The following is a 21,512-nucleotide window of genomic DNA, read 5'->3' on the forward strand; positions in this document are numbered from 1 at the left end:
AAAGCAGGCGAAATGGGACGAGGACCCGACTGGGTCCCCGTCCGCCTTTTCGTCATCAGCAGGTCGAACCGGCCGCCAGGCCGCAGGTCCAGCCGAGGTACCAGGTGTCGGCCGCATTCCTGACCGCGCCGATGTAGGTGACCGAAGTGAAGAAGGGATACAGCGCCGGCGCATTGGCCGCCGTCACTGCGGTCTCGTTGGCGCCGTTGATGAAGGTAAGACCGTTGTTCGTCATGGTTGCGCCCGCCGGAGCCGTCATTGTCGACGTGCCGGCTGCGGTGTTGTTGACGTTGGTCGCGTTGATGAACACCGCTGCCGTTGCAGCCGCGTTCACGTTGCTGTCATCTTCATAAGGACGCGAGCAGGCGAAGTAGACCGAGCGGAAGATCGGCGCGTTGGTCACCGTCTGCGCGTCGTCGATGTCGAGGCAGGCCGCCGCCGAGGTCGTCGGGTTGGTGAAGACCGAGTTGATGATCGACGGCGAGGTGCCGGTGTTCAGAGTGATGATCGCATCGGCGGCCACTGCGGCGTTGCGGCCCACGATCGTGAAGTTCGAGATCTTGGGCTGGGCGAAGTAGGTCGTGCCCGACGGCGCGGCCGACCATTCGAAGCCACGGCTGCCGTTGGTCACGGCTGTCGGCTTCTGGGTGATGATGCCGAACTGCGCACCACCACGCCAGCCGGTGTCGGTGTCCAGTCCGTCGTCGTCGGCGCCGTTGATCACCAGATAGCTGAGGTTGACGTTGCCACCGAAGATTTCAATGCCGTCGTCCGACGAGTTGTAGGACTGGAAGTGATCGACCGTGGTGGCCGAGCCGACGCCGGCCAGGGTCAGAGCCTGCAACTCGTTGTTCGGCGAGATTTCAAAGCCGGAATAGTTGACCTGAACATAGCGCAGGCGGCCCGAGTTATCCGCAGGGCTGTTGCCGCCGTAGTTGGCGCTGGTGCCTTCGATCTGACCGACGCAGGCCGCGTTCGGCGCCGTGACGCCCACCGGGCACACGGCGGTCGGCGCGCGACCGGCGATGACCAGACCGCCCCATTGTCCCTGCGAGGACGAGGTCGTGGTGCCTTCGACATTCTGCCGGCTCGTGAAGATGATCGGGCTGGTCGCCGTGCCTTCGGCGAAGATTTGCGACCCGCGATTGACCAGCAGATAGTCGGTGCCGCCCGAGGCGAAGACCTTGACGCCCGCTTCTACGGTCAGGATGCCTTGGGTCGAACCGGCAGTCGGAGCGGCGGCGTCAGGCCCCCGATCGGTGCCGACTTCAGTCCGGCCGGAGATCGAATAGATGGTGCCCGCGCGCAACGGCACGGTCAACGCGCCGAGGATTTGCTGGGGAAGCTGGCAGACGCGCAGGGTGCCGTTCGCTATCAGACCGACGTTGGCGAAGCCCGTGGGGCAATCCGCTGCCGGGGTGCCGGCCGGAGGCGGGACGTTGCCGCCACCGCCACCGCCACCGCCGCCGCCAAAATCGCCTTCGCCAGGCGAAGCGACCTCAGCCGAGCCGCAAGCAGCAAGAGCGAGAACGCAGGTTCCCGCCAAAAGAATGTTGTTCAAACGAAGCATGGAGATCCCCTGAAAATATGCATGGGCCACCGCGCATCAGTCTGACGCAGTCCAGCACCCCTTTCGCCGGGTCTATGCCTTTATTGTAATAGACTCATGACATCGGAGCGCCACATTGTGTTATGCTCTTTGCACAGAGTTGTTTTTGTAAATTTGTGACTTGTTAAAGTCTATACACGTAACTGTTCTTGCCCGACCTACTTCATCCGCATCCCGTCTATTTCGCGAATGAATCGATCACGGCCGTCGAATCAAGCCAACATCGCGCGCTATCCCGCCTTAGCTATCGCGCGCGGTATGAGAGACTGCTCAACCACACACGGACGCCGTCGTTGGTGATTTTGGACTCGTAGGGACACAGATCGCATTTGGTGAAGCCACTCTGGTTTGAGCGCCATCGCTTTCCAGCGGCGGTGATCCGGCAGGCCGTGTGGCTCTACTTTCGCTTCAGCCTCAGCCTTCACGAGATCGAAGAGCTGATGGCCGCGCGGGGGATCGATGTCAGCTACGAGACGATCCGTTGCTGGACGATCAAGTTTGGACCTCAGATCGCACGACGGCTGAAGAAGCTTCGCCCTTCCCCTTCCCCTTCTCCACGCTGGCATCTCGACGAGGTTGTTTGCTCGATCGGAGGCAGGCGCATGTTCCTCTGGCGCGCGGTCAATGATGAAGGCGAAGTGCTGGACGTTGTCGTCAGTGACGAAGGGATACCGACGCGGCCTTGAGGCTGCTCCGGCGTCTGCTGCGAAACCAGCCCATTGAGCCGGAGAAGATCGTGACCGACGGGCTCGCATCATGCCAGGCGGCCTTGGCCCAGCTTGGCCTGCGGCGCCTACATTTTCCCGGCCGGCTTCGAGAAAACAATCGAGCGGAAAACTCCCACCTCTCGATCCGGCGACGAGAGCGGCGACAACAGCTGTTCAATTCCCAAGCATCAGCCCAGCGTTTCCTCACCACTCACGCCCGAGCTGTGGTCAGCCAACTTAACCTGACAACGCTCTTCGCTCGGCCTCCACGCGTTCATAGCCCGCGTCGATTACCAACAGCATCGCCTCAGCAGCGCCCAAACCATCCTTTTCCTCAATGCGATCCACAATGCGTTCGTGGGCTATGGCGGTTTCGGATTGAAGAGCGGCGTCCTGGGTAGGGGGACTCAGAGTGAAGACCTCTAGCAAGGCCGTCTCGATAACGCTTGCCAAGGATCGCATCATCGCATTCTTTGACGCGGCGCCGATTGCAAGATGCAGTGACAGGTCCGCGAGGGCGAACTCCTGCTCGGTCAAATCCGTGGCCTTCATCCCATGGATGGCCTCTCTCATGGCCGCCAGATCGTCGTTAGTGCGACGCTCCGCAGCAAGCGCCGCAGCGGCCGGTTCGACGGCCCGGCGCACCTCTGCCAGCTGCCGCCTGAAGGCTGCATCCATCCCGCCCGAGACCTGCCAAGTCAGAACTTCTCTATCAAAGTAATTCCAATGGACGGGGTCGGTGATCCGCGTGCCTACCCGTGTCTTAACGCTGAGAAAGCCTTTCGCGGCCAGGGTCTTCAAGCCTTCCCGAAGCGCTGTCCGCGACACGCCGAAGCGGTCCAGCAAGTCAGCTTCTAAAGGCAGCTTGTCACCCGGCGCCAACCGCCCGGTGAGGATATCTTGCGCCAGGGCACGCACGATCTGCTCATGGGCGGATAGGACCTGCGTCACTCTGGGTGAGGAGTTGATGTGGCCGCTGATGACGCTCATGCGGTGGTCATATTTGACAATGTTTGAAATGTCTTCCTGTCGATTAATATTATGATATTGGGGATCGCAACAAATAGTTTATTCGATTAGTGCTGAATATGGTTCGCATAATGATGCCGCCCAAGCTCCGCAGCCGCGCCTGGTTCGACAACCCGGAAAACCCGGACATGACCGCGCTCTATCTTGAGCGGTATCTGAACTATGGCCTGACGCGCAAAGAGCTTCAGTCGGACAAGCCGATCATCGGCATCGCCCAGACCGGCTCTGACCTGTCGCCGTGCAACCGCCACCATCTGGTGCTAGCCGAACGCGTCCGCGAAGGCATCCGCGAGGCCGGCGGCATCGCCATGGAGTTCCCGGTCCATCCGATCCAGGAAACCGGCAAGCGCCCGACCGCAGGCCTGGACCGCAACCTGGCCTATCTGGGTCTGGTCGAAAGTCTCTACGGCTATCCCCTGGACGGCGTGGTGCTGACCATTGGCTGCGACAAGACCACGCCCGCCTGTCTGATGGCCGCCGCGACCGTGGACATCCCCGCTATCGCCCTTTCGGTCGGACCGATGCTGAACGGCTGGCACAAGGGCGAGCGCACGGGCTCGGGCACGATAATCTGGAAGGCGCGCCAGATGATGGCGGCCGGAGAGATCGACTATGACGGCTTCATCGAACTGGTGGCGTCGTCCGCCCCGTCGGTCGGCTATTGCAACACCATGGGTACAGCCACGACGATGAACTCGCTGGCCGAGGCGTTGGGTATGTCGCTGCCCGGCTCGGCCGCCATCCCGGCCCCGTATCGCGAGCGCGCCCAGGTCGCCTACGAAACCGGCCTGCGCATCGTGGAGATGGTGCGCGAGGATCTGAAGCCGTCGGACATCCTGACCAAGGAAGCCTTCCACAACGCCATCGTCGTCAACTCGGCCATCGGCGGCTCGACCAACGCCCCGATCCATCTGACCGCGCTTGCCCGCCACGCCCACGTCGATGTGCCGCTGCAGGACTGGCAGACCCAAGGCCTGCACGTGCCGCTGCTGGTCAACCTCCAGCCCGCTGGCGACTATCTGGGCGAGGACTATTTCCACGCCGGCGGCGTGCCCGCCGTCATGGCCGAACTGATGAAACAGGGGCTGATCAACGAGGGCGCCCTGACCGTCACCGGCAAGTCCATCGGTGAGAACTGCAAGGGCGCCGAGATCGTCCTGCCCGACGTCATCAAGACCTTCGACGCCCCGATGAAGACCGACGCCGGCTTCGTCGTCTTCACCGGCAATCTATTCAACTCGGCCATCATGAAGCTGAGTGTGATCAGCCCTGAGTTCCGTGAACGCTATCTGTCCAACCCTGACGACCTGAACGCCTTCGAAGGCCCGGCCGTCGTGTTCGACGGTCCCGAGGATTATCACCACCGCATCGACGACGAGAGCCTGGGCATCACCGAACAGACCCTACTGTTCATGCGCGGCGCCGGTCCCATCGGCTATCCCGGCGCGGCCGAGGTCGTGAACATGCGGCCGCCGTCCTACCTCATCAAGAAGGGCGTCAGCGCCTTGGCCTGTATCGGGGACGGGCGTCAGTCCGGCACCTCCGGCTCGCCATCCATCCTGAACGCCTCGCCGGAAGCGGCGGCGGGCGGCGATATCGCCCTGCTGAAGACCGGCGACCGGGTGCGCATCGACCTGAACACCGGCCGAGCGGACATCCTGATTCCGGACGAGGAACTGGCCGAGCGCCGCAAGGCGTTCGAGACGGCGGGCGGCTACAAATACCCCGCCTCCCAGACCCCGTGGCAGGAGATGCAGCGTGCGGTCGTCGGCCAGCTGGAGACCGGCGCCGTGCTGGAACCGGCCATCAAATACCACCGCATCATCGACCAGTTCGGCCTGCCGCGCGACAACCACTGAGGCCGGTCAAGGAACAAGCACGCGACGCAAGGCCGGCACGGCCAGGATCAGGTCACGCGTCACCATGGCGGCAAAGAAGTCCGCGCCCTCATGCCCCAGGTGAGTGTAGTCGAACGACACCCGCGCCTGGCCCAGCGGCTCGACGGCGGCGTTGTTCTGGGCCTGGACCGCAGGCGTGGCGGCCGCTGGCGTCACGCCGGTCGAGCCAGGGATGGTCGTGCCGGTCAGCAGGGCGGCTGCGACCTCGGGCGACGGCGGCGACTGGGCGAAGCGGGCCGACATCATTGGCCCCAAGGCCTGGACTGCGGCGGCGCTGGCGGCGTTCAGATCGACTATGGGCGCGCCCGTGTCCTCGGCGACCTTGCGCACCGCATCGGCCCAGGGCCCAAGGTCGTTCTGCAGCCGACCGTCGACGAATTGACGCCGGGTCAGAGGCGTCAGCAGGATGGGGATGGCGCCGCGCGCGCGGGTCTCTTCCACATAGCGTTTCAGATTGACGGGAAACTGGGTCGCAAGATCGGTAGAGCGGCCCGGCTTGCCCGGCTGGTCGTTGTGGCCGAACTGGATCAGCACATAGGTCTGGACGAAGCCGGGCGTGGACATTTCCGCCAGCGCCAGATCCCAGGAGCCTTCGGCGAAATAGCTGCCCGAACTGCGCCCGCCGCGCGCCAGGTTCACGCAGGCGACGAAGGACGTCACGTGGTCGGCGCAGAAGCTGGGGCCCCAGCCGCCGATCACCGCCGTGGTCGAGTCGCCGACCAGGATGATTTTGGACGCCTGGATCGGCGTGATGGGCGTGCCCCCAGGCGGCGGCGCGGGTGCGGCCTGAGGGGCGGCGAGCAGCGCGACGGACGAGAAGATGGCGGCGAGCGTCATGGGATTTCCTTCGGTTCAGTTCGCACAGGCGGCGGTCGGTTCGAGCCAGGCGGACCAGGGGGTCTGGGTCATGCTTTCCAGACGGGCCGCCCCGGCGGGCAGGCAGGCGACGCCCTGGCCGCTGGCCCAGCGCACGCTCATCGGCCTGGTCAGTCGGCGCAGCGTCGCGGGGCCTTCGATCGCATAGACCAGCAGCCGCCCTTCGGCGTCCGCGCCGCCCCAGGACGACGGGCCGGCGATGATGCTGTCGGATGGTCGCACCCCCGCCCGCGCCGCCGCCGGAAAGGCCGCCTCGACGGCCCGGCTCAGGTCGGGATAGGCGTCGTCGCCGTCCAGCAAGGCCAGGTCGGCGCGGCGATCGCGGTATTCGCGATAGGCGCGATACCGCATCGCGGGCGTGGACTTCCACAGGTCGCGGCGCACCTGGACGGGGTCCGCGCCGTAGTCCAAATCCTGCGGTCGGGCGATGGCGTCCACCTGTTCGCGCGGCGCCTTGTCGATGCCGCCCTCAATCGCAAACAGGGTCCCGTCCGGGCGATAGGTCCAGTGGTGGAACTCGACCCCGTCGATCGTGCGCGACAGGACAGGATCGTCCAGCACGGCGTCCGTCACGGCCTTGGGCGCCTCCAGCACGACCCAGACCGAACGGCCCCTCTCGGCCTCCCATTCGGCAATGGTCTCCAGCCAGAAGCGGACGAAGGCGATCGGGCCGGTGTATTCCGGATCCAGGCCGAAGATGACGTTGGACCGGTCCTTCAGAGCGTCGAGCGTATGACGGATATAGAGCCGATGCAGGTCGCGCCGAACCGGGTCGGACACGTCCCAGAAGACCTCGGCGGCCGGGACCTCCATCGGCATTCCCGTCGCCTGGATCGCGTTCATTGGCCGCCAGGGGAAGTCGACGTAATGGGCGCGGCTCTCCAGCAGCCAGTGCTGCAGATACATGCGGTGATGCAGCACGACGCCGCGCTGCTCGGCCCGTTCGGCGAACCCGTCCAGCCGGTCGAAGAACCAGGGATTGAAGCGGGTCAGGTCGTATTTGCTCAGGCCGTCCCAGGCCCGCCCCTGGCCGCTGCGGGCCCAGGGCAGTTCGATGAAGGGCGCCCAGACCTCGCCGTCCTTCTGATCCGGCGAGCCGTAGAAGTCGTGGTCGACGCGGCGGCGGTCGTACCAGAGGCCGTAGTTATGCTGAACCACGTCGCCGGTGTTCAGCCCCGCGACCAGGGCGTCCAGGTCGTCGGTCAGACCCGGTCCGATCTTGCCCGGCGCGAACCGGGTCAGGAAGGGGCCGGACCCCGCGGCGGCGGCGTTGGGCATCTGGGCCTGGAAGAAGGCGAAGCCGACCTTGCGCACGTAGGCCGGGCGGCCGTCGATCTGGAACCGGCCGTCGGCGAGGGTCAGCGGACGGCGGTCATTGGACACACGATGGGCGTCGCGCCAGGCGGCGACCTCGGCATCGGTCAGGACGCGGGTTCCGCGCGCGGGCGACGGCAGGACGACGGGGTCGAGTGCGCTCAGGGCCGCGTGGCCCAGCCGCGCTTCCAGCTGATAGCGATACAGGCTGGCCGGTTCCTGCGGCTGGGCGCGGTGGAAGTCGCGGCCGGGCTGGGCGCGCGGGTCCTCCAGCACCCCGTCGCCGATCCGTTCGCCGCGACAGCCGACGGCGGCGTTCGGCGCCTCAGGCGGATTGCGCACCTCGACCACCGTCGCCTCGCAGTTCCAAAGCATGGAGTTGGCAGCGGCCCAGCCCGACCCTTGAGCCTCGCGTCCCCGGTGGGTCAGGGTGAGGGCGCCGCCGCGCACCTTGACTCCGTCGAACAGGGCGCCCGAGGCCCAGCTTTCCAGCGCGCCGCTGTCGCCCTTGGCATCCGTGGCGGTGCAGTCGAGGAAGACGTTGGGGCCGGCCGCGGCATGGCCAAGGCCGAAATCGTGGATGCCGTCGCGGCTGTCGCAGCGGACGAACAGGCTCTGCTGGCCGGCCGTGTAGAAGACCCGCCGGCGCCAGCCGCCGATCTCGGACACGGGGTCGGAGGCCGAGACATCCTGAACCGTGATGCGCCGCGTCGTCTCGCCCAGGTCGACCACCGAACCGACGAAGCCGCGCGCGGACAGATTGCGGATCCAGCCGTCCTCGACCCCGTCGAAGGCGACGGCGTACCAGCTGTGATCCTCATCCATAGGCCGTTCGGGATCATGGGCGGAGACCAGGGTCAGACCTTCGATCCCCACCTCGCGGATGCGCGGCGTCGATGGCCCGCGCGTGACAAGACCGCCGCCCATGGCGGGGTCCAGCGCCGTGGTCAGGGGGGCGTCGATCACGACGGCGTCCGCCTCCACCGCTGTCACCGTGCGATCCCAGACGATGTCGCGCGTGCCTGGCTTCCAGTTCAACCGCCCCTCGGGCCGCCAACCGACGAAGTCGTCCATGCCCAAGGCGGCGATCCAGGCCTGGGTGCTCGGCCGCCGGATCATGATCCGATCACCGACCGCCAGACCTGCGGTCGAGGCCAGCGGCAGACGCATGGCCCCCACCGGCACGACACTGACGACCGACACGGGATCGCCTGACGGCGCAGCGCCCCCTTGGCCGGCGACGGCGATCAGGGCGCGACGGTCCACGCCGGTCGCCACCACGGTCGTGACGCCATCGGCCGCGCCGCGCAGCACCACCCCGTCGGCCGCGATGCGAATCTGACCCTCGACCTCATAGGTTCCGGCCGTCAACTGAACCACGCCGCGATGGCCGCGCCGGTCGGCGGGCCGGGCCGCGACAAGGTCGATCGCCGCCTGAATCCGTACGCCGTCATCGCCCTCGACGGGCTCCACGATCAGGGTCGCCGGATGCACGGCCGGGGCCACGCCGCCGCCGCGATAGCCGGCATGTGAAAAGTCGATGGGCGGGATCCGCCAGACGGCGCGCGGATCAACGTCCTGTGCGCCCGCCATGCTCGACATCGCGACCAAGGCCACTGCGGCCAAGCCGCCCATCCGCCATTTCATGGCCTTTCCTCCCTAGCCATTTGCCGAAAAGTATTATTATATTTCCAGACATGTCCAGCGGTGTCATTCCGCAAGTCGCCGTCAGAGCGTCGGACATCCTGGAAACGAAAGGGTCATTGATGCTCAGCCGACGCACCTGTCTGGCGACTGCGGCCGGCGCCGCTCTGGCTGCGCCTCTGGCCGGCTGGCGCGCAGCCGAGCCGACGCGCGCCCAGGTGCTGGCGACCATGGCCCGCGCCACCCGTTTCATGACGGACAAGGTGGCGGTGAACGGCGGTTATGTCTGGTCCTACCTGCCGGATCTGTCGCGCCGCTGGGGCGAGATGGAGGCCTATCCGACCATGGTCTGGACCCAGGCGCCGGGCACGCCGGAGATGGGCCAAATCTTTCTGGACGCCTGGCGGGCGACGGGCGACGACCTCTATTACACGGCGGCGACCCAAGCGGCGGACGCCCTGATCCAAGGTCAGCATCCAGCCGGCGGCTGGAACTATGTCATCGACACGGCGGGCGAAGATTCGATCCGCCGCTGGTACGACACCATCGGCGCCAATGGCTGGCGGCTGGAGGAGTTTCAGCACTACTACGGCAACGCCACCTTCGACGACCACGCCACGGTCGAATGCGCCCGCTTCCTGTTGCGGCTGCATCTGGTCAAGGGCGAGGCGCAGTTCCGGCCCGCCGTGGACAAGGCCATCGACTTCGTCCTGAACAGCCAGTTGCCGTCGGGCGGATGGCCCCAGCGTTGGCCCCGCGCGGGCGCGTTCGAGAACCACGGCAAGCCCGACTACACCGGCCTGATCACCCTGAACGACGAGGTGGCGGACGAGAACATCGACCTCCTGTTGCTGGTTTTGCAGCAGCTGAAGGACGAGCGGGTGCGCGAACCGATCCAGCGCGCCATGGCCTGCTACCGCGACCTGCAACAGCCGGACCCGACGCCGGGCTGGGCGCTGCAATATACACCCGACTTCAAGCCGGCGTGGGGCCGGACCTATGAACCCGCCGCCGTGTCGCCCCACACCACCGCTGCGGCCATCGACAAGATGCTGGACTTCTATCGACTGACCGGCGACCGTAGCTTCCTGGCTCGCCTGCCGCAGGCGCTGGACTGGCTGGAGCGGATGGAAGCGCCGGCCCGGGCCCACCATGAGGGCCGCAACTTCTTCCGCTATGTCGAGCCGGGCACGAACCGGTTCATCGCCGTGCATCGGCGCGGCTCCAACGCCCAGAACGGCGACTATTACGCCGACTTCGACATGACCGGCGCGCGGGGCGAGAAACATATCGACGTGGCCGCCCTGCGCCGTCGCGTGGCCCGTCTCTCGGCCCTGTCGCCTGAGCGAGCGACGCAGAACTCGCCTCTGCTCGCGCGCGGCCCGTCTCTGATGCCGGACTATGTCATTACCCGCCCCCAGGCAGGCTCGGATCTGAACGCCGCCGTCCAAGGACCGGCCTCTATCGCGGCGCTGGTCTCGGACCTGAATGCCGAGGGCTACTGGCCCGTCGAGCTGAAGACCACCAGCCATCCCTATCGCGGTCCCGGCCCGACCGAACCGCCCGCTGGTTTCGTCGATCGCGGTCAGGTCGGCGACGACTGGGACACCTCGCCCTTCACAGAGGCCAGCGGGCCGATGGGCATCTCGACCGGAACCTACATCAACGCCATGAGCCGGCTGATCGCCGCCGTCGCCCACACACCGTCCTGATTTCCGTCCGGCACAAAGACAAAGGAAACACGCATGAGATTCATCGACCGCCGCGCCGCCCTGACCGGCCTCTTGGGAGGCGTCGCCGCCGCGGCCCTGCCCGTCCGCGCCGCTTTCGCCCAGACCAACGAGGAAGCCGCGCCCCTGGGTCGCGAATGGGCCGGCATGAAATGGCGTCGCGGGATCGAGGGCCAGCGGATGGCCGATCTGGGGAACGGGACCTTCCTCAATCCCATCATGTCGGGCGACCACCCCGATCCGTCGATCCTGAAGGACGGCGACGACTACTACATGACCTTCTCGTCGTTCGAATCCGTGCCGGGCATCCACATCTGGCACTCGCGCGACCTGGTGAACTGGCAGCCGGTGATCGCCGCCCTGACCACCAACATCGGCTCGGTCTGGGCGCCCGAGCTGATCAAACATGAGGGCAAATTCTACTGCTACATCCCGGCCCGCTTCCCCGAATACCGCTCCAACTACGTCATCTGGGCGGACAAGATCGAAGGGCCGTGGAGCGAGCCCATCGACCTGAAGATCCCGGCCAACATCGACCCTGGCCATATCGTCGGCGAGGACGGCAAACGCTATCTGTTCCTGAACGGCGGCGACCGGGTGAAGCTGACCGACGACGGCCTGGCCACCGACGGGCCGTTGGAAGAGCGGGTCTATGACGCCTGGCGCTATCCCGAGGACTGGATCGTCGAAGGACGCGCCCAAGAAGGGCCCAAACTGCTGAAATATGGAGACTATTTTTACATGATCACCGCCATCGGCGGCACGGCTGGCCCGCCCACCGGCCATATGGTCATCGCCGCGCGGTCGAAATCGATCAACGGCCCGTGGGAGGACTGCCCGCACAACCCCATCGTCCGCACCGCCTCGGGCGCCGAGAAATGGTGGTCGCGCGGCCACGCCACCCTGGTCGAGGGCCCCACCGACGGCGACTGGTGGATGGTCTATCACGGCTATGAGAACGCCTATTGGAGCCTGGGCCGCCAGACCCTGCTGGATCCGATCGAATGGACCGACGACGGTTGGTTCCGCGCCAAGGGCGGCGACCTGTCCCAGCCCATCGCCAAGCCCCAGGGCGGCGAGGCCGTGCAGCACGGCATGGCCCTGTCGGACGACTTCTCTACCGACAAGTTCGGCATCCAGTGGAGCTTCTACGATCCGCAGCCGAACGAGAAGGATCGCCTGCGTCGCGAGGACGGCGTCCTGCACATGAAGGCCAAGGGCAAGGCGCCGGTGGACTGTTCGCCCCTGACCTTCGTCCAGGGCGAACAGGCCTATCAAATCGAATGCGAGGTCGAGATCGATCCGGGCGCGGTCGCCGGCCTGATTCTGTTCTACGACCGCGCCCTGTATGCCGGCCTCGGTTTCGACGCGACCCGATACGTCACCCACCAGTACGGAATCGAGCGCGGACGTCCGGCCAATCCGCACGGCCGTCGCATGTTCATCCGCCTGACCAACGCCTACCAGAACGTCTATTTCGACACCTCCGGCGACGGCGTGACCTGGAACCGGTTCGACCGGGGCATGGAGGTCTCGGGCTATAACCAGAACGTCAGGGGCGGCTTCATGATGCTGCGCCCCGGCATCTACGCCGCCGGCGAAGGCGAGGTCCGGTTCAAGAACTTCAAGTTCAAGGCCCTTTGAAACCCGCAGGTAGGCCGGGCGTCAGCTCGGCCTGCCGTCCCGCCGCGTCATCGTCGCCAGGTCCCAGTCGGCCTCGACGAAGGCGCGTTGCGTCGGGGTCAAGGTCGGATAGCCGCCGACCGCCTTTTCGTCGTCGATAATCCGGCCGGTTCCGTCGCGGACCTCCTGCAAAATGCGTCGGTCGATGGCGTCGCGCGCCCAGGGCCGCGCCCCGGCCTCGGCGAAGACCCAGGCCTCGACCTCGCCCGACGGTCGGGCGTGGAAACCGGCGGGCCAGTGCGGCGACCGTTCCAGCCATGTGATCTTCGGGTCGCGGTCGGAGATGATCCCGATCTCCTGCATCGGCCGGCCGTCGGCATGACGGGCGGGGTTGTCGATGGCGTAGAGGTCCAGATCCCCCTGCCCCTCCACGATCAGGAACGGCAGGTCGGCGTGGGTCGAAGGGCCGCCGCGCGTCACGTTTCCGACGATGGACAGCTGGCCTGCCTCCCACGGATGGCCGACCCATTCCTCGGCGTTCAGCGCATAGTGCATGCAGCGATTGCCGGGGTCGTAGATCAGGTTGTTGGCCGTCACCGCATGGGCGCCGCCCTTGAACAACTGGTTCCGCTCGTAGTCGTGGGCGTACAGATTGCCGACGATCAGCACCTCGGTCGCATTGTCGTGGATCAGTGTGCCCTTGGAATGCTCGCCCTTGGCGTGGCTGGAGTGGGACAGGCCCTCGGCGACGATGTTGCGGCTGAAAGTGATGCGGCGCGACGTGTTCTGACGCCACTGTTCGACGGTGTCTCCACCGCTGAAGCGCGGGCCGGACGCCGACAGATTTTCATCCGTGGCCCAGGAGAAGGAACACTGGTCCACGATCACATTCCAGCCGCCCGAGGTGGTCAGGCCGTCCACCTCCCACCCGCTTTTGGGCGCCGCGCCGTTCGCGCCGGGCCGCACGCGGATATGGCGCACGATGACGTCATGGGTGCGGATGCTGACGCCGCCTTTGATCAGGGTGATCCCAGGTTCCGGCGCCGTCTGGCCCGCGATCGTCAGGAAGGGGGTCTGCACCCGGATGTCGTGGCCATTCAGATCGATCACGCCGCCGACCTCGAAGACGACGATGCGCGGCCCCTCGGCCTCCAAGGCCGCGCGCAGGGATCCCGGGCCTTCGGCGGCCAGGGTCGTGACCCGCACGATCCGCCCGCCACGCCCGCCAGGCGTCGATGCGGCCCAGCCCATGGCGCCAGGAAAAGCCGACTGCCCGTCTTTGGCGAGACTGGAGGTCGGCAGGGCAGCAAGAGCGGCTCCCGTCAGCAACAGGGTTCGGCGATCCATCACGACATCATCTCCGGCTTGGGCGCAGGCAGTGGCGGCAAGGAACGGGCGAAGGGCTGGTCCTTGGCGGTGACGATCCGCCCGGCGTCGTCGAACTCAACCCGGATCAGGCCGGGTTTCTCGCGGAAATGGCTCTGTTCGTCATTGCCGAAGAAGGTGGACCACCACTTCCCTTCCCTGTCCTTGAAGACATTGCCGCCGCCGGCGCAGGGCGCCGCCTCGTGCCGCATCCGATAGGGGCCGTGGATGTTTTCAGACACAGCGAAGACGAACGAATATCGCCCCTCAACATTCCCGACCGCCCCCAGATAATAGAGGTCGTCCTTCTTGAAGAGGGTCGCGCCTTCGTAGCCCAGGATGTTCTCGCCGCGCAGGCAACGGTCGCGGTCGCGCGCGACCAGACACTCGGTCCCGACGAACTCGGTCTTGCGCCACTCCCCGGCATAGCCGGACATATCGTCCTTCAGCCGGACCATTTCGTCGCCCGAGCCATAGGTCAGATAGACCGCGCCGTCGTCGTCCTGGAACAGGGTGGCGTCGATGCCGCGCCGCAAATGGGCGTCGGGCGAAAAGGCGTATTCATACGGCCCCTCCGGCTTGCCGCTCGTGCTGCGCAGGACGCCCAACCCCGCGCGGCTGACGCTGAAACAGATGAAGTAGTTGCCGGCCAAATAATGGATTTCCGGCGCCCAGATCGCGCGGAACGGCTTGCCCTGTCGGGCGCGCCAGGCCCTGGCCCAGCCGCCTTCACGATCCAAGCTCCAGACCAGCCCCAGATAGGCCCAGTCGGACAGGTTCTCGGAGCGCCACAGCTCGACCCCGTCGTTGAAGGCCCAGATGTTTCCGCCGGTCGAGCCGGTCATGTAATAGGCCCCGTCGCCGCCGATGCAGATCTGGGTATCGCGCAGTTGCACTTGGATCAGCGGATGGATTGGCGGCAGCAGCCCCTTGTCTACGGCGCCCCCCGTCGCCGCCTCGCCCCAGGGCAGAACTGGATAAGGCATCGGTCGTCGGCCGCTGTAGCGAACGCCGGGCAGGCCCGACATCCACCCGCCGCGCGCGTCCTCCGCCTGCGCCGGCAGGCCCGGTCCGCTGACGCCGGAATAGGGATAGGGATTGCGCTCCGGCGTCGGGATGATGCGCCCTGAGTCGTCCAGCGCCTGATCCGCCCAGGCGCCCCGCGCCGCGCCGACGCTCGCCACCCCGGCGGCGCCGGCCAGAAACCCTCGTCTGCCTAAGATCATCGCGTTTCTCCAAACGTTGTTATTTTAGGTTGCACGCCGCGTCTGCGCGCGTCATGACACCGGTGACATTTCTGCTTGATGTCCAAATCGTATCATACTACTTTTTGATTGTGACCCGGCGCACCGGGATTAGGGGAAGTCGGCATCCAGCCCGCCAAGAGGCTAGGAGCGCGACTGCAACGGAGGGAACAATGCGGAACCAACACACGGGATATTTGCGTGCGGCTGCCTCACCGGCCGCCCTTTTGATGGGTGCGATGCTATTCGCCGCCCCCGTCCAGGCGCAGGAGGCCGACCCCGAGGCCACCGAGGTCGGCGAGATCGTCGTCACCGGCATTCGCGCCTCGCTGGCCAGCGCGCTGAGCGAAAAGCGCCGGTCCAACACCATCGTCGACGTCATTAACGCCGAAGACATCGCCGACTTCCCGGACGCCAACCTGGCGGAATCCCTGCAGCGGATCCCCGGCGTCTCGATCGACCGTGAGAACGGCGAAGGCAACTCCATCTCGGTGCGTGGCCTGGGCGGCGACTTCACGCGCGTCCGCCTAAATGGCCTGGAAACCCTGTCCACGTCCGGCGCGAACAATGCCGACGGCGCCCTGCGTCGCGACCGAGGTTTCCAGTTCAACACCTTCGCCTCCGAACTGTTCAACTCGCTGAAGGTTCAGAAATCCGCCGACGCCAAGACCGACGAAGGCTCGCTGGGCGCGACCGTCGATCTGATCTCGGGCCGTCCGTTCGACTTCAGCGAACGCCGCCTCGCCCTGACGCTTCAGGACGCCTATTACGAGAACGGCGGCACCCACAATCCTCGCGTCGCCCTGCTGGCGTCGGATCGCTGGACCAGCAAGATCGGCGAGTTCGGTCTGATGGGCTCGGTCGCCTACAACGAGCGCAAGCAGAACATCGACAGCTATTCGCGCGGCATCGGTTCGAACGAATATCTCTATCGCGGCGCCACCTTCAACAACGCCGGCTCGGGCGCGACCACGGATCCGCAAGGCTTCGCCCTACCGATCGGCACCAACCCCGCCACCGCCCTTCCGCGCGTCACCAATCCCGAAGCCCGCAACCTGCTGATCGGGTCGAACCCCGCCGCCTACGCCCTGTTGAACGGCGCGTCGAACCGTGGATCGCTGGTGCATATTCCGTCACTGGCCTCGCTGAACCATCGCGAGGTCGAGCAAGAACGTCTCGGCGTGACGCTGTCGGGACAATGGCGTCCGACCGACCGCACCATCGTCAACTTCGACAACCTGTATTCCAAGCAGGACCAGGTCTCGACCAACTACCAGATCGGTCCGGTCGGGCTGAACCGCAACAACACCAACGGCAACCGCACAGGAACGGCCTTCAGCTATCAAACCGCGACGACGGCCAGCGCGACCAACAATTCCTACGCCAACCGCCGGGCCACCTACGCCAACTGCGCCAGTCAGGCCGCAACCGATTTCCGCGACGCCATCGACTGCGGCCAGTCGATGTACGGAAGTACGCCGATCTTCGGCACGGCGCCGGGCGCCACCAACCAGAATCTCGCCGCCGGCACGGGCAGCTTCAATCCCAACAACCTGGAAGTCTACGACTACTACAACCAGCCGGGATCGGTCGGTTACATCGCCCATCCGCAGTTCCTGGCCCAGCGCGGGGCCTTTATCGGCCGGCCGTCGGTTCGACTGATCGACGCCGGTCTCAGCGAGACGGGCGCCAACGCCAACTATCTTGTGCTGGGCAATGTCGACATGCGTTCGGGCGTCGACCAGGGCGGCTATACCACCGAGTTCCGTCAGAACTCGATCAACATCGAACACGACTTCAGCGACACCTTCCGCATGTCGCTGCTGGTCGGGGACTCCAAGTCCTCGAATACCAACCAGGGCCTGCTGGCTGACTTCATCCGCCTGGACTCGGGCCAGGGCGTCGCCGGAAACGACTATTTCGTCTTCGACGATCGTCAGGGCGGCGACATGCCGATCATGAACTTCGGCTTCGACGTGGCCAACCCCAACAGCTGGGATGTCGTAAAGGGCTATTCGGCGCTGCGTCACTTCCGCACCGTCACCGAGAACGGCTACCAGACCGCCAAGATCGATTTCGAGTGGGACGCCAGCGAGGACCTGAGCTTCAGCTTCGGCATCAGCAAGCGCAAGTTCGACTTCTACTACACCCGCTTTGAACGCCTGATCGGCGACACGATGAACCCCAGCCTGCTGGAAGGCGTGCGTTCCGGTCTGGTCCAGGCGACGAGCGTCGCCGAAATGGGTCAGCTGACCAGCTGGGGCGAGGGCCTGAACGTGCCGGAAGGCACGCCGACCAGCTTCTTCACGCCCAACCTCGACGCCTTCAAGCAACGCTTCGGCTTCGACTGCGACTGTATCAACGCCTTCGGCGACTGGCGCCTGTCGGACCTTCGCAACGGCGGCACCAACACCTTCTGGGTCGATGAGGACAGCCTGTCCTACTATGCTCAGGCCGACTTCCGCGTGCCGCTGTTCATCGGCGAACTGCGTGGCAACGCAGGCCTGCGTCGCGCCGAGACCAAGGTCGATTCACGCGGTCGCTCGCCCAGCGGACGACCCGTTCAGAACGAGAACGAATACAACGATACCCTACCGTCGCTGAACCTGGTCTGGGAACTGAACGACAAGCTGATCGTGCGCTTCGCCGCCGCCAAGGTGATGGCGCGTCCGCAGATGACGGCGCTGCAACCCGGCGTCACCGATTTTGCGGTGCCTGTCGGCGATCAGGGCGCCGCGGCGGCGTTCGACGGCTCCAACGCCCGGATCACCCTGGGCAACACCAAGCTGAAGCCGTTCCGCGCCACCAATCTGGACTTCAACGTCGAATGGTATTTCGCCAGCGACGCCATCCTGTCGGTCGCCGTCTTCCACAAGGAGATCGAAAGCTTCCCGCAGATCGTCCTGCGCGAAGGCAAGCTGAGCGAAATCTTCAACGCCGATCAGGTCGCCAATCTGCGTCTGGCCTTCGACGGTCTGACTGACGTGGCCTCCGACAGCCGTCGCGCCTACATCGATGCGGACCTGCCCTTCCAGGTGCGCCAGTTCAACGATGCGCCGGGGGGCACCCTGAGCGGCTTCGAGATCGCCTATCAGCAGAACTTCACTTTCCTGCCGGGCTTCCTGAAGAACTTCGGCGTCCAGGCCAACTACACCAAGATCGATTCCGAACTGGAATACATTCTGGATCCGGCGCGTAACCTGACCGGCACGGCGCCCTTCCTGGGCGCTTCGCCCGAAGCGTTCAATGCGACCATCTTCTATGAAGTGCCCAAGTGGAGCGCGCGCGTCTCCACCGCCTATCGCGCCGAATATCAGACCACCTATCCGCTGGCCTCGGGCGGTTGCGATCCCGGCGCCTGCGACTCGCCGCTGATCAACGACTTCCTGGGTTCGTCCGAAACGCTGAACGTGGATGCGTCCGCGACCTACAAGCTGACGGACAATGTCACCCTGACGCTGGAGGCTTTGAACCTGACGGACCAGGCGGACGAGCGCTGGGCCTATCAGGCGGACCCTGTCGTCGCCAGCTACGGCTCGACCGGCCGTCAGTACTTCATCGGCGCACGCTTCGTATTCTGACCCTGACGTTCGACAGCTAATCTCTCCCAGGATGCTGTCCCTCGGGGCGCCGCGAAACATCGGCGCCCCTTCTTTTTTGCCCGAATGGGAAAGGCTCTCGATGAAAAAGGTCGCTCTGATCCTGGGCCTCGCCCTTTCCACGACGGGGTTGAGCGCCGGCCCGGGCTGGGCGGCCCCTCAAACCGCCGGAGCCGTCGTCTGGAACACAGCCGTCGTGCGCCGCCCCGCCGACTGGTACGCCACGGATCAGGCCCGGCGTCTGGCCGCGACGGTCATTCTGCACCAGTCGTCCGAGGGCGGCTGGCCCAAGAACACCGACCTGTTCGCTGCGCCTCGTTCCGACGCCGATCCGGGCCTGGCCAATACGATCGACAACGGCGGCACCACCCTGCCGCTGGCCTTCCTGGCCAGGACGATCGCGGCGGGCGACACGAATAGTCGCGCCGCCTTCGACCGGGGCCTGGACTATCTGCTGGCGGCCCAGCTGCCGAACGGCGGCTGGGCGCAGTTCTTCCCCCTGCGCGGCGGCTATCACGACCAGATCACCTTCAACGACGACGCCATGGTCCATGTGCTGGAACTGTTGCGCGACGTGGGCGACGAGACCGCGCCCTATGGCTTCGTCGATGGCGGGCGGCGCGAACGCGCGCGTCAGGCCGTGGCGCGGGGCGTGGACACTATCCTGCGCACCCAGGTCCGAAAGAACGGCATCCCGACCGGCTGGTGCGCTCAGCATGACGCACAGACCCTGGCCCCCGCCGCAGCGCGCCGGTTCGAGCCGGCGTCGCTGTCCGGTCAGGAAAGCGTGGGCATCGCCCGTTTCCTGATGAGCCTGCCGGACCCCAACCCCGAGGTGGTCGCCGCCGTGGACGGCGCCGCCGCCTGGCTGGAAGCCGCCGCCCTTCGCGACACCACCGAGGTCTTCGTCACGGACGCGCAAGGGCGCCGCGACCGCGTTCTGGCGCCCAAGCCCGGCGCGCGCATCTGGGCGCGCTTCTACGATCTGGAAACGGGTCAGCCCATCTACATCGGCCGCGATGCCGTCATCCGCCACGACCTGATGGAGATCGAATACGAGCGCCGCAACGGCTATCGCTACGTCGGCGTGTGGGCCGAAGAAGTGCTGGACAAGGACTACCCGGCCTGGAAACGGTCGGTCACGACGGCAGGCTGAGCGATCAGAGTGCGGCGCCGATCTGCATGGCGAGCGATAGGGTCTCGCCGGGCCCCAGGTGGACCAGGCCGCTTTCCTCGCCGGCCGGGGCGTTGTGGGCGTCGGGGCGGTGGGTGACCGGCTCGACGCAGAAGAAGTCGGCGCCCACCGGCGCATAAACCTGGGTCCAGCGCGCGGGTGCATCCGCCGTCAATGTCACCTGACGACCGCCGCCCTCCAGCACCGCCTCGCCGCTCCAGCCGGCATAGGCGTGATCGACAAAGGGGGCGTCGGCCAGGGCGAGGCCGTTCGACCAGTCTGCGATCTCGGCGGGGGCCGCCAGGCGTTCGGGGGTTTCGCGGGCGTCGGTGATCCAGACGCCCGCGGCAGACAGGGTCAGTCGGCTGTCGGCATAGCGGCGGAAATAGGGGTGCAGACCAAGGCCGGCGGGCATGGTCGCATCACCGGTGTTGGTCACGGACAGGGCGATCAACAAGCCATCATCCGTCAGTTCGACGGTTTGATGCGCGCGCCACGACCAGGGCCAGCCGGCGTCGTCGCCCGGCCAGTCAAGGGCCATCTCGACGCGGTTCTCTGTCAGGCTTTCGACGGTCCAGGGCATCAGCCAGCCGTCACCGTGCAGGGCGTGGGGGGCGAACCGGTCTAGGGCGGTCAGTTGCACCGTGCGGCCGTCGAAGACGAAGCGCCCGCCGGCGATCCGGTTGGCGAAGGGGACCAGCGGGAAACAGGCGGTGTCCAGAATGTCGGTCGCGCCGTCCGGCGTCGGGCGTAACACGGGCTGACCCTGCCAATCCAGGCTGAGCAACGCCCCGCCCTGCTCCGGCGCCAGGGTCGCGCGCCAGTCGCCGGCCGTCAGAACGATCACAGGCGGATCCGGCTCTGCGGCAGGCCCGGCGTCTCCACACGGGTGCGATAAAGCCCGCCCAGCGTCGGCTGATCCGCCCGTTTGTCGGCGTTCCCCAGCCAGGCCGTGGTCATATAGAGGTCGCGCAGGTCGGCGCCGCCGAAGGCCGCCTTGGTCACGGTCTGGACCGGCATGTCGATCTTGCCGATACGCGTGCCGTCCGGGGCGTAACGGGCCACGCCCCAGCCGTTGAACAGGCCGACGTGAAGCACCCCCGCCGCATCCATGCTGGGGCCGTCGGCATAGCCGTCCTCGGTCACGGCGAAGACGCGCCGGTTGGAGATCACGCCGTCGTCGTGGTCGAAGGCCAGGACGGTCTTCTTCAGAGTGTCGTGGTGATAGAGGGTACGGCCGTCGGGGCTGAGGCAGGGGCCGTTGGTGACGCCATAGCCGTCGTCGTGCCGCGTCAGCTCGCCCCGGAACCAGCGATAGAGGGCACCGGTCTCGACCTGTTCGCTATCGTCCATCGAGCCGAACCACAGCGACCCGTCCGGGGCGACGAAACCGTCGTTCAACCGGTTCTGCGGCCGGTCTTTCTCGACCGGCTGGAAGCGCGAGAAGTCGCCCTGATCAGGGTCGAAGCGATACAGCCCGCCGCGCACGCCGCAGATCAGCGAACCGTCTTCGGCGGGCAGAGCAAAGCCGGTCTGATCGGGGGTGTCCCACGACCGTTTTTCGCCGGTCGCGGGGGTGTAGCGATACAGTTTTAGACCCTTGATATCGACGAACCACACCGAGCCGCGGCCTGCATCCCAGACGGGGCCTTCGCCCAGCTCCGCCTGAACATCCCAGACGAGTTCGACCTCGCTCATCG

At 66.0% G+C, this 21,512-nt stretch carries 13 protein-coding genes and 1 pseudogene; 6 read left to right on the forward strand and 8 right to left on the reverse strand.

What is annotated here, in order from left to right; genetic code table 11:
• Positions 1-55: 55 nt before the first annotated feature.
• On the reverse strand, positions 56-1,570 hold the full coding sequence (locus ACZZZD_RS06140) for a hypothetical protein (protein ID WP_463433588.1): 1,515 nt from the start codon (positions 1,568-1,570) through the stop codon (positions 56-58).
• Positions 1,571-1,941: 371 nt separating this feature from the next.
• Between ACZZZD_RS06140 and ACZZZD_RS06145 the strand changes: the two are divergent.
• A pseudogene (locus tag ACZZZD_RS06145) lies at positions 1,942-2,534 on the forward strand (IS6 family transposase); the annotation flags it as partial.
• Between the two features lie 19 nt (positions 2,535-2,553).
• Here ACZZZD_RS06145 and ACZZZD_RS06150 read toward each other — a convergent pair.
• Positions 2,554-3,306, reverse strand: coding sequence for a FadR/GntR family transcriptional regulator (locus tag ACZZZD_RS06150; RefSeq protein WP_463433590.1), 753 nt, complete (start codon positions 3,304-3,306; stop codon positions 2,554-2,556).
• A 110-nt stretch (positions 3,307-3,416) separates the two neighbouring features.
• Between ACZZZD_RS06150 and ACZZZD_RS06155 the strand changes: the two genes are divergently transcribed.
• Positions 3,417-5,204, forward strand: a complete 1,788-nt coding sequence (locus tag ACZZZD_RS06155) for an IlvD/Edd family dehydratase (RefSeq protein WP_463433592.1) — start codon at positions 3,417-3,419, stop codon at positions 5,202-5,204.
• Positions 5,205-5,210: 6 nt separating this feature from the next.
• On the opposite strand, the gene ACZZZD_RS06160 is transcribed toward ACZZZD_RS06155, so the two are convergent.
• Positions 5,211-6,080, reverse strand: a complete 870-nt coding sequence (locus ACZZZD_RS06160; protein WP_463433594.1) for a rhamnogalacturonan acetylesterase — start codon at positions 6,078-6,080, stop codon at positions 5,211-5,213.
• Positions 6,081-6,095: 15 nt separating this feature from the next.
• Positions 6,096-9,080, reverse strand: coding sequence for a DUF6298 domain-containing protein (locus tag ACZZZD_RS06165; protein ID WP_463433596.1), 2,985 nt, complete (start codon positions 9,078-9,080; stop codon positions 6,096-6,098).
• A 119-nt stretch (positions 9,081-9,199) separates the two neighbouring features.
• Here ACZZZD_RS06165 and ACZZZD_RS06170 point away from each other — a divergent pair, with 119 nt between their 5' ends.
• Both ACZZZD_RS06170 and ACZZZD_RS06175 read left to right on the forward strand, forming a co-directional pair.
• A complete protein-coding gene (locus ACZZZD_RS06170; protein ID WP_463433598.1) occupies positions 9,200-10,789 on the forward strand; it encodes a pectate lyase in 1,590 nt (529 codons plus the stop codon).
• A gap of 33 nt (positions 10,790-10,822) precedes the next feature.
• On the forward strand, positions 10,823-12,451 hold the full coding sequence (locus ACZZZD_RS06175; protein ID WP_463433600.1) for a family 43 glycosylhydrolase: 1,629 nt from the start codon (positions 10,823-10,825) through the stop codon (positions 12,449-12,451).
• Between the two features lie 21 nt (positions 12,452-12,472).
• Here ACZZZD_RS06175 and ACZZZD_RS06180 read toward each other — a convergent pair whose 3' ends face one another.
• Both ACZZZD_RS06180 and ACZZZD_RS06185 read right to left on the reverse strand, forming a co-directional pair.
• The gene (locus ACZZZD_RS06180; RefSeq protein ID WP_463433602.1) at positions 12,473-13,777 is read right to left on the reverse strand and encodes a pectate lyase family protein; all 1,305 of its coding nucleotides are present in this window, start codon (positions 13,775-13,777) and stop codon (positions 12,473-12,475) included.
• On the reverse strand, positions 13,777-15,021 hold the full coding sequence (locus ACZZZD_RS06185; protein WP_463433604.1) for a family 43 glycosylhydrolase: 1,245 nt from the start codon (positions 15,019-15,021) through the stop codon (positions 13,777-13,779). Before ACZZZD_RS06185 ends, ACZZZD_RS06180 begins: the two co-directional genes overlap by 1 nt.
• A gap of 257 nt (positions 15,022-15,278) precedes the next feature.
• On the opposite strand from ACZZZD_RS06185, the gene ACZZZD_RS06190 reads away from it, so the two are divergent.
• Complete coding sequence (locus ACZZZD_RS06190) at positions 15,279-18,620, forward strand: TonB-dependent receptor (RefSeq protein WP_463433606.1); 3,342 nt, start codon at positions 15,279-15,281, stop codon at positions 18,618-18,620.
• Between the two features lie 100 nt (positions 18,621-18,720).
• The gene (gene pelA, locus ACZZZD_RS06195; RefSeq protein ID WP_463433608.1) at positions 18,721-19,794 is read left to right on the forward strand and encodes a pectate lyase; all 1,074 of its coding nucleotides are present in this window, start codon (positions 18,721-18,723) and stop codon (positions 19,792-19,794) included.
• 4 nt (positions 19,795-19,798) lie between these two features.
• On the opposite strand, the gene ACZZZD_RS06200 is transcribed toward pelA, so the two are convergent.
• Together ACZZZD_RS06200 and ACZZZD_RS06205 are read right to left on the reverse strand one after the other, a co-directional pair.
• The gene (locus ACZZZD_RS06200) at positions 19,799-20,659 is read right to left on the reverse strand and encodes an aldose 1-epimerase (RefSeq protein ID WP_463433610.1); all 861 of its coding nucleotides are present in this window, start codon (positions 20,657-20,659) and stop codon (positions 19,799-19,801) included.
• Entirely contained in the window at positions 20,656-21,510 is an 855-nt protein-coding gene (locus ACZZZD_RS06205) for an SMP-30/gluconolactonase/LRE family protein (RefSeq protein ID WP_463433612.1), read from the reverse strand. Before ACZZZD_RS06205 ends, ACZZZD_RS06200 begins: the two co-directional genes overlap by 4 nt.
• Positions 21,511-21,512: the final 2 nt, after the last annotated feature.

The sequence above is a fragment of the Brevundimonas sp. AC546 genome (assembly GCF_979258305.1).

Coding starts and splice junctions, on each gene's coding strand:
- pelA (WP_463433608.1), top strand. CDS start 18,721: ATGAAAAAGGTCGCTCTGATCCTGGGCCTCGCCCTTTCCACGACGGGG.
- ACZZZD_RS06205 (WP_463433612.1), bottom strand. CDS start 21,510: ATGAGCGAGGTCGAACTCGTCTGGGATGTTCAGGCGGAGCTGGGCGAA.
- ACZZZD_RS06155 (WP_463433592.1), top strand. CDS start 3,417: ATGATGCCGCCCAAGCTCCGCAGCCGCGCCTGGTTCGACAACCCGGAA.
- ACZZZD_RS06140 (WP_463433588.1), bottom strand. CDS start 1,570: ATGCTTCGTTTGAACAACATTCTTTTGGCGGGAACCTGCGTTCTCGCT.
- ACZZZD_RS06180 (WP_463433602.1), bottom strand. CDS start 13,777: ATGGATCGCCGAACCCTGTTGCTGACGGGAGCCGCTCTTGCTGCCCTG.
- ACZZZD_RS06185 (WP_463433604.1), bottom strand. CDS start 15,021: ATGATCTTAGGCAGACGAGGGTTTCTGGCCGGCGCCGCCGGGGTGGCG.
- ACZZZD_RS06175 (WP_463433600.1), top strand. CDS start 10,823: ATGAGATTCATCGACCGCCGCGCCGCCCTGACCGGCCTCTTGGGAGGC.
- ACZZZD_RS06190 (WP_463433606.1), top strand. CDS start 15,279: ATGCTATTCGCCGCCCCCGTCCAGGCGCAGGAGGCCGACCCCGAGGCC.
- ACZZZD_RS06160 (WP_463433594.1), bottom strand. CDS start 6,080: ATGACGCTCGCCGCCATCTTCTCGTCCGTCGCGCTGCTCGCCGCCCCT.
- ACZZZD_RS06150 (WP_463433590.1), bottom strand. CDS start 3,306: ATGAGCGTCATCAGCGGCCACATCAACTCCTCACCCAGAGTGACGCAG.
- ACZZZD_RS06165 (WP_463433596.1), bottom strand. CDS start 9,080: ATGAAATGGCGGATGGGCGGCTTGGCCGCAGTGGCCTTGGTCGCGATG.
- ACZZZD_RS06170 (WP_463433598.1), top strand. CDS start 9,200: ATGCTCAGCCGACGCACCTGTCTGGCGACTGCGGCCGGCGCCGCTCTG.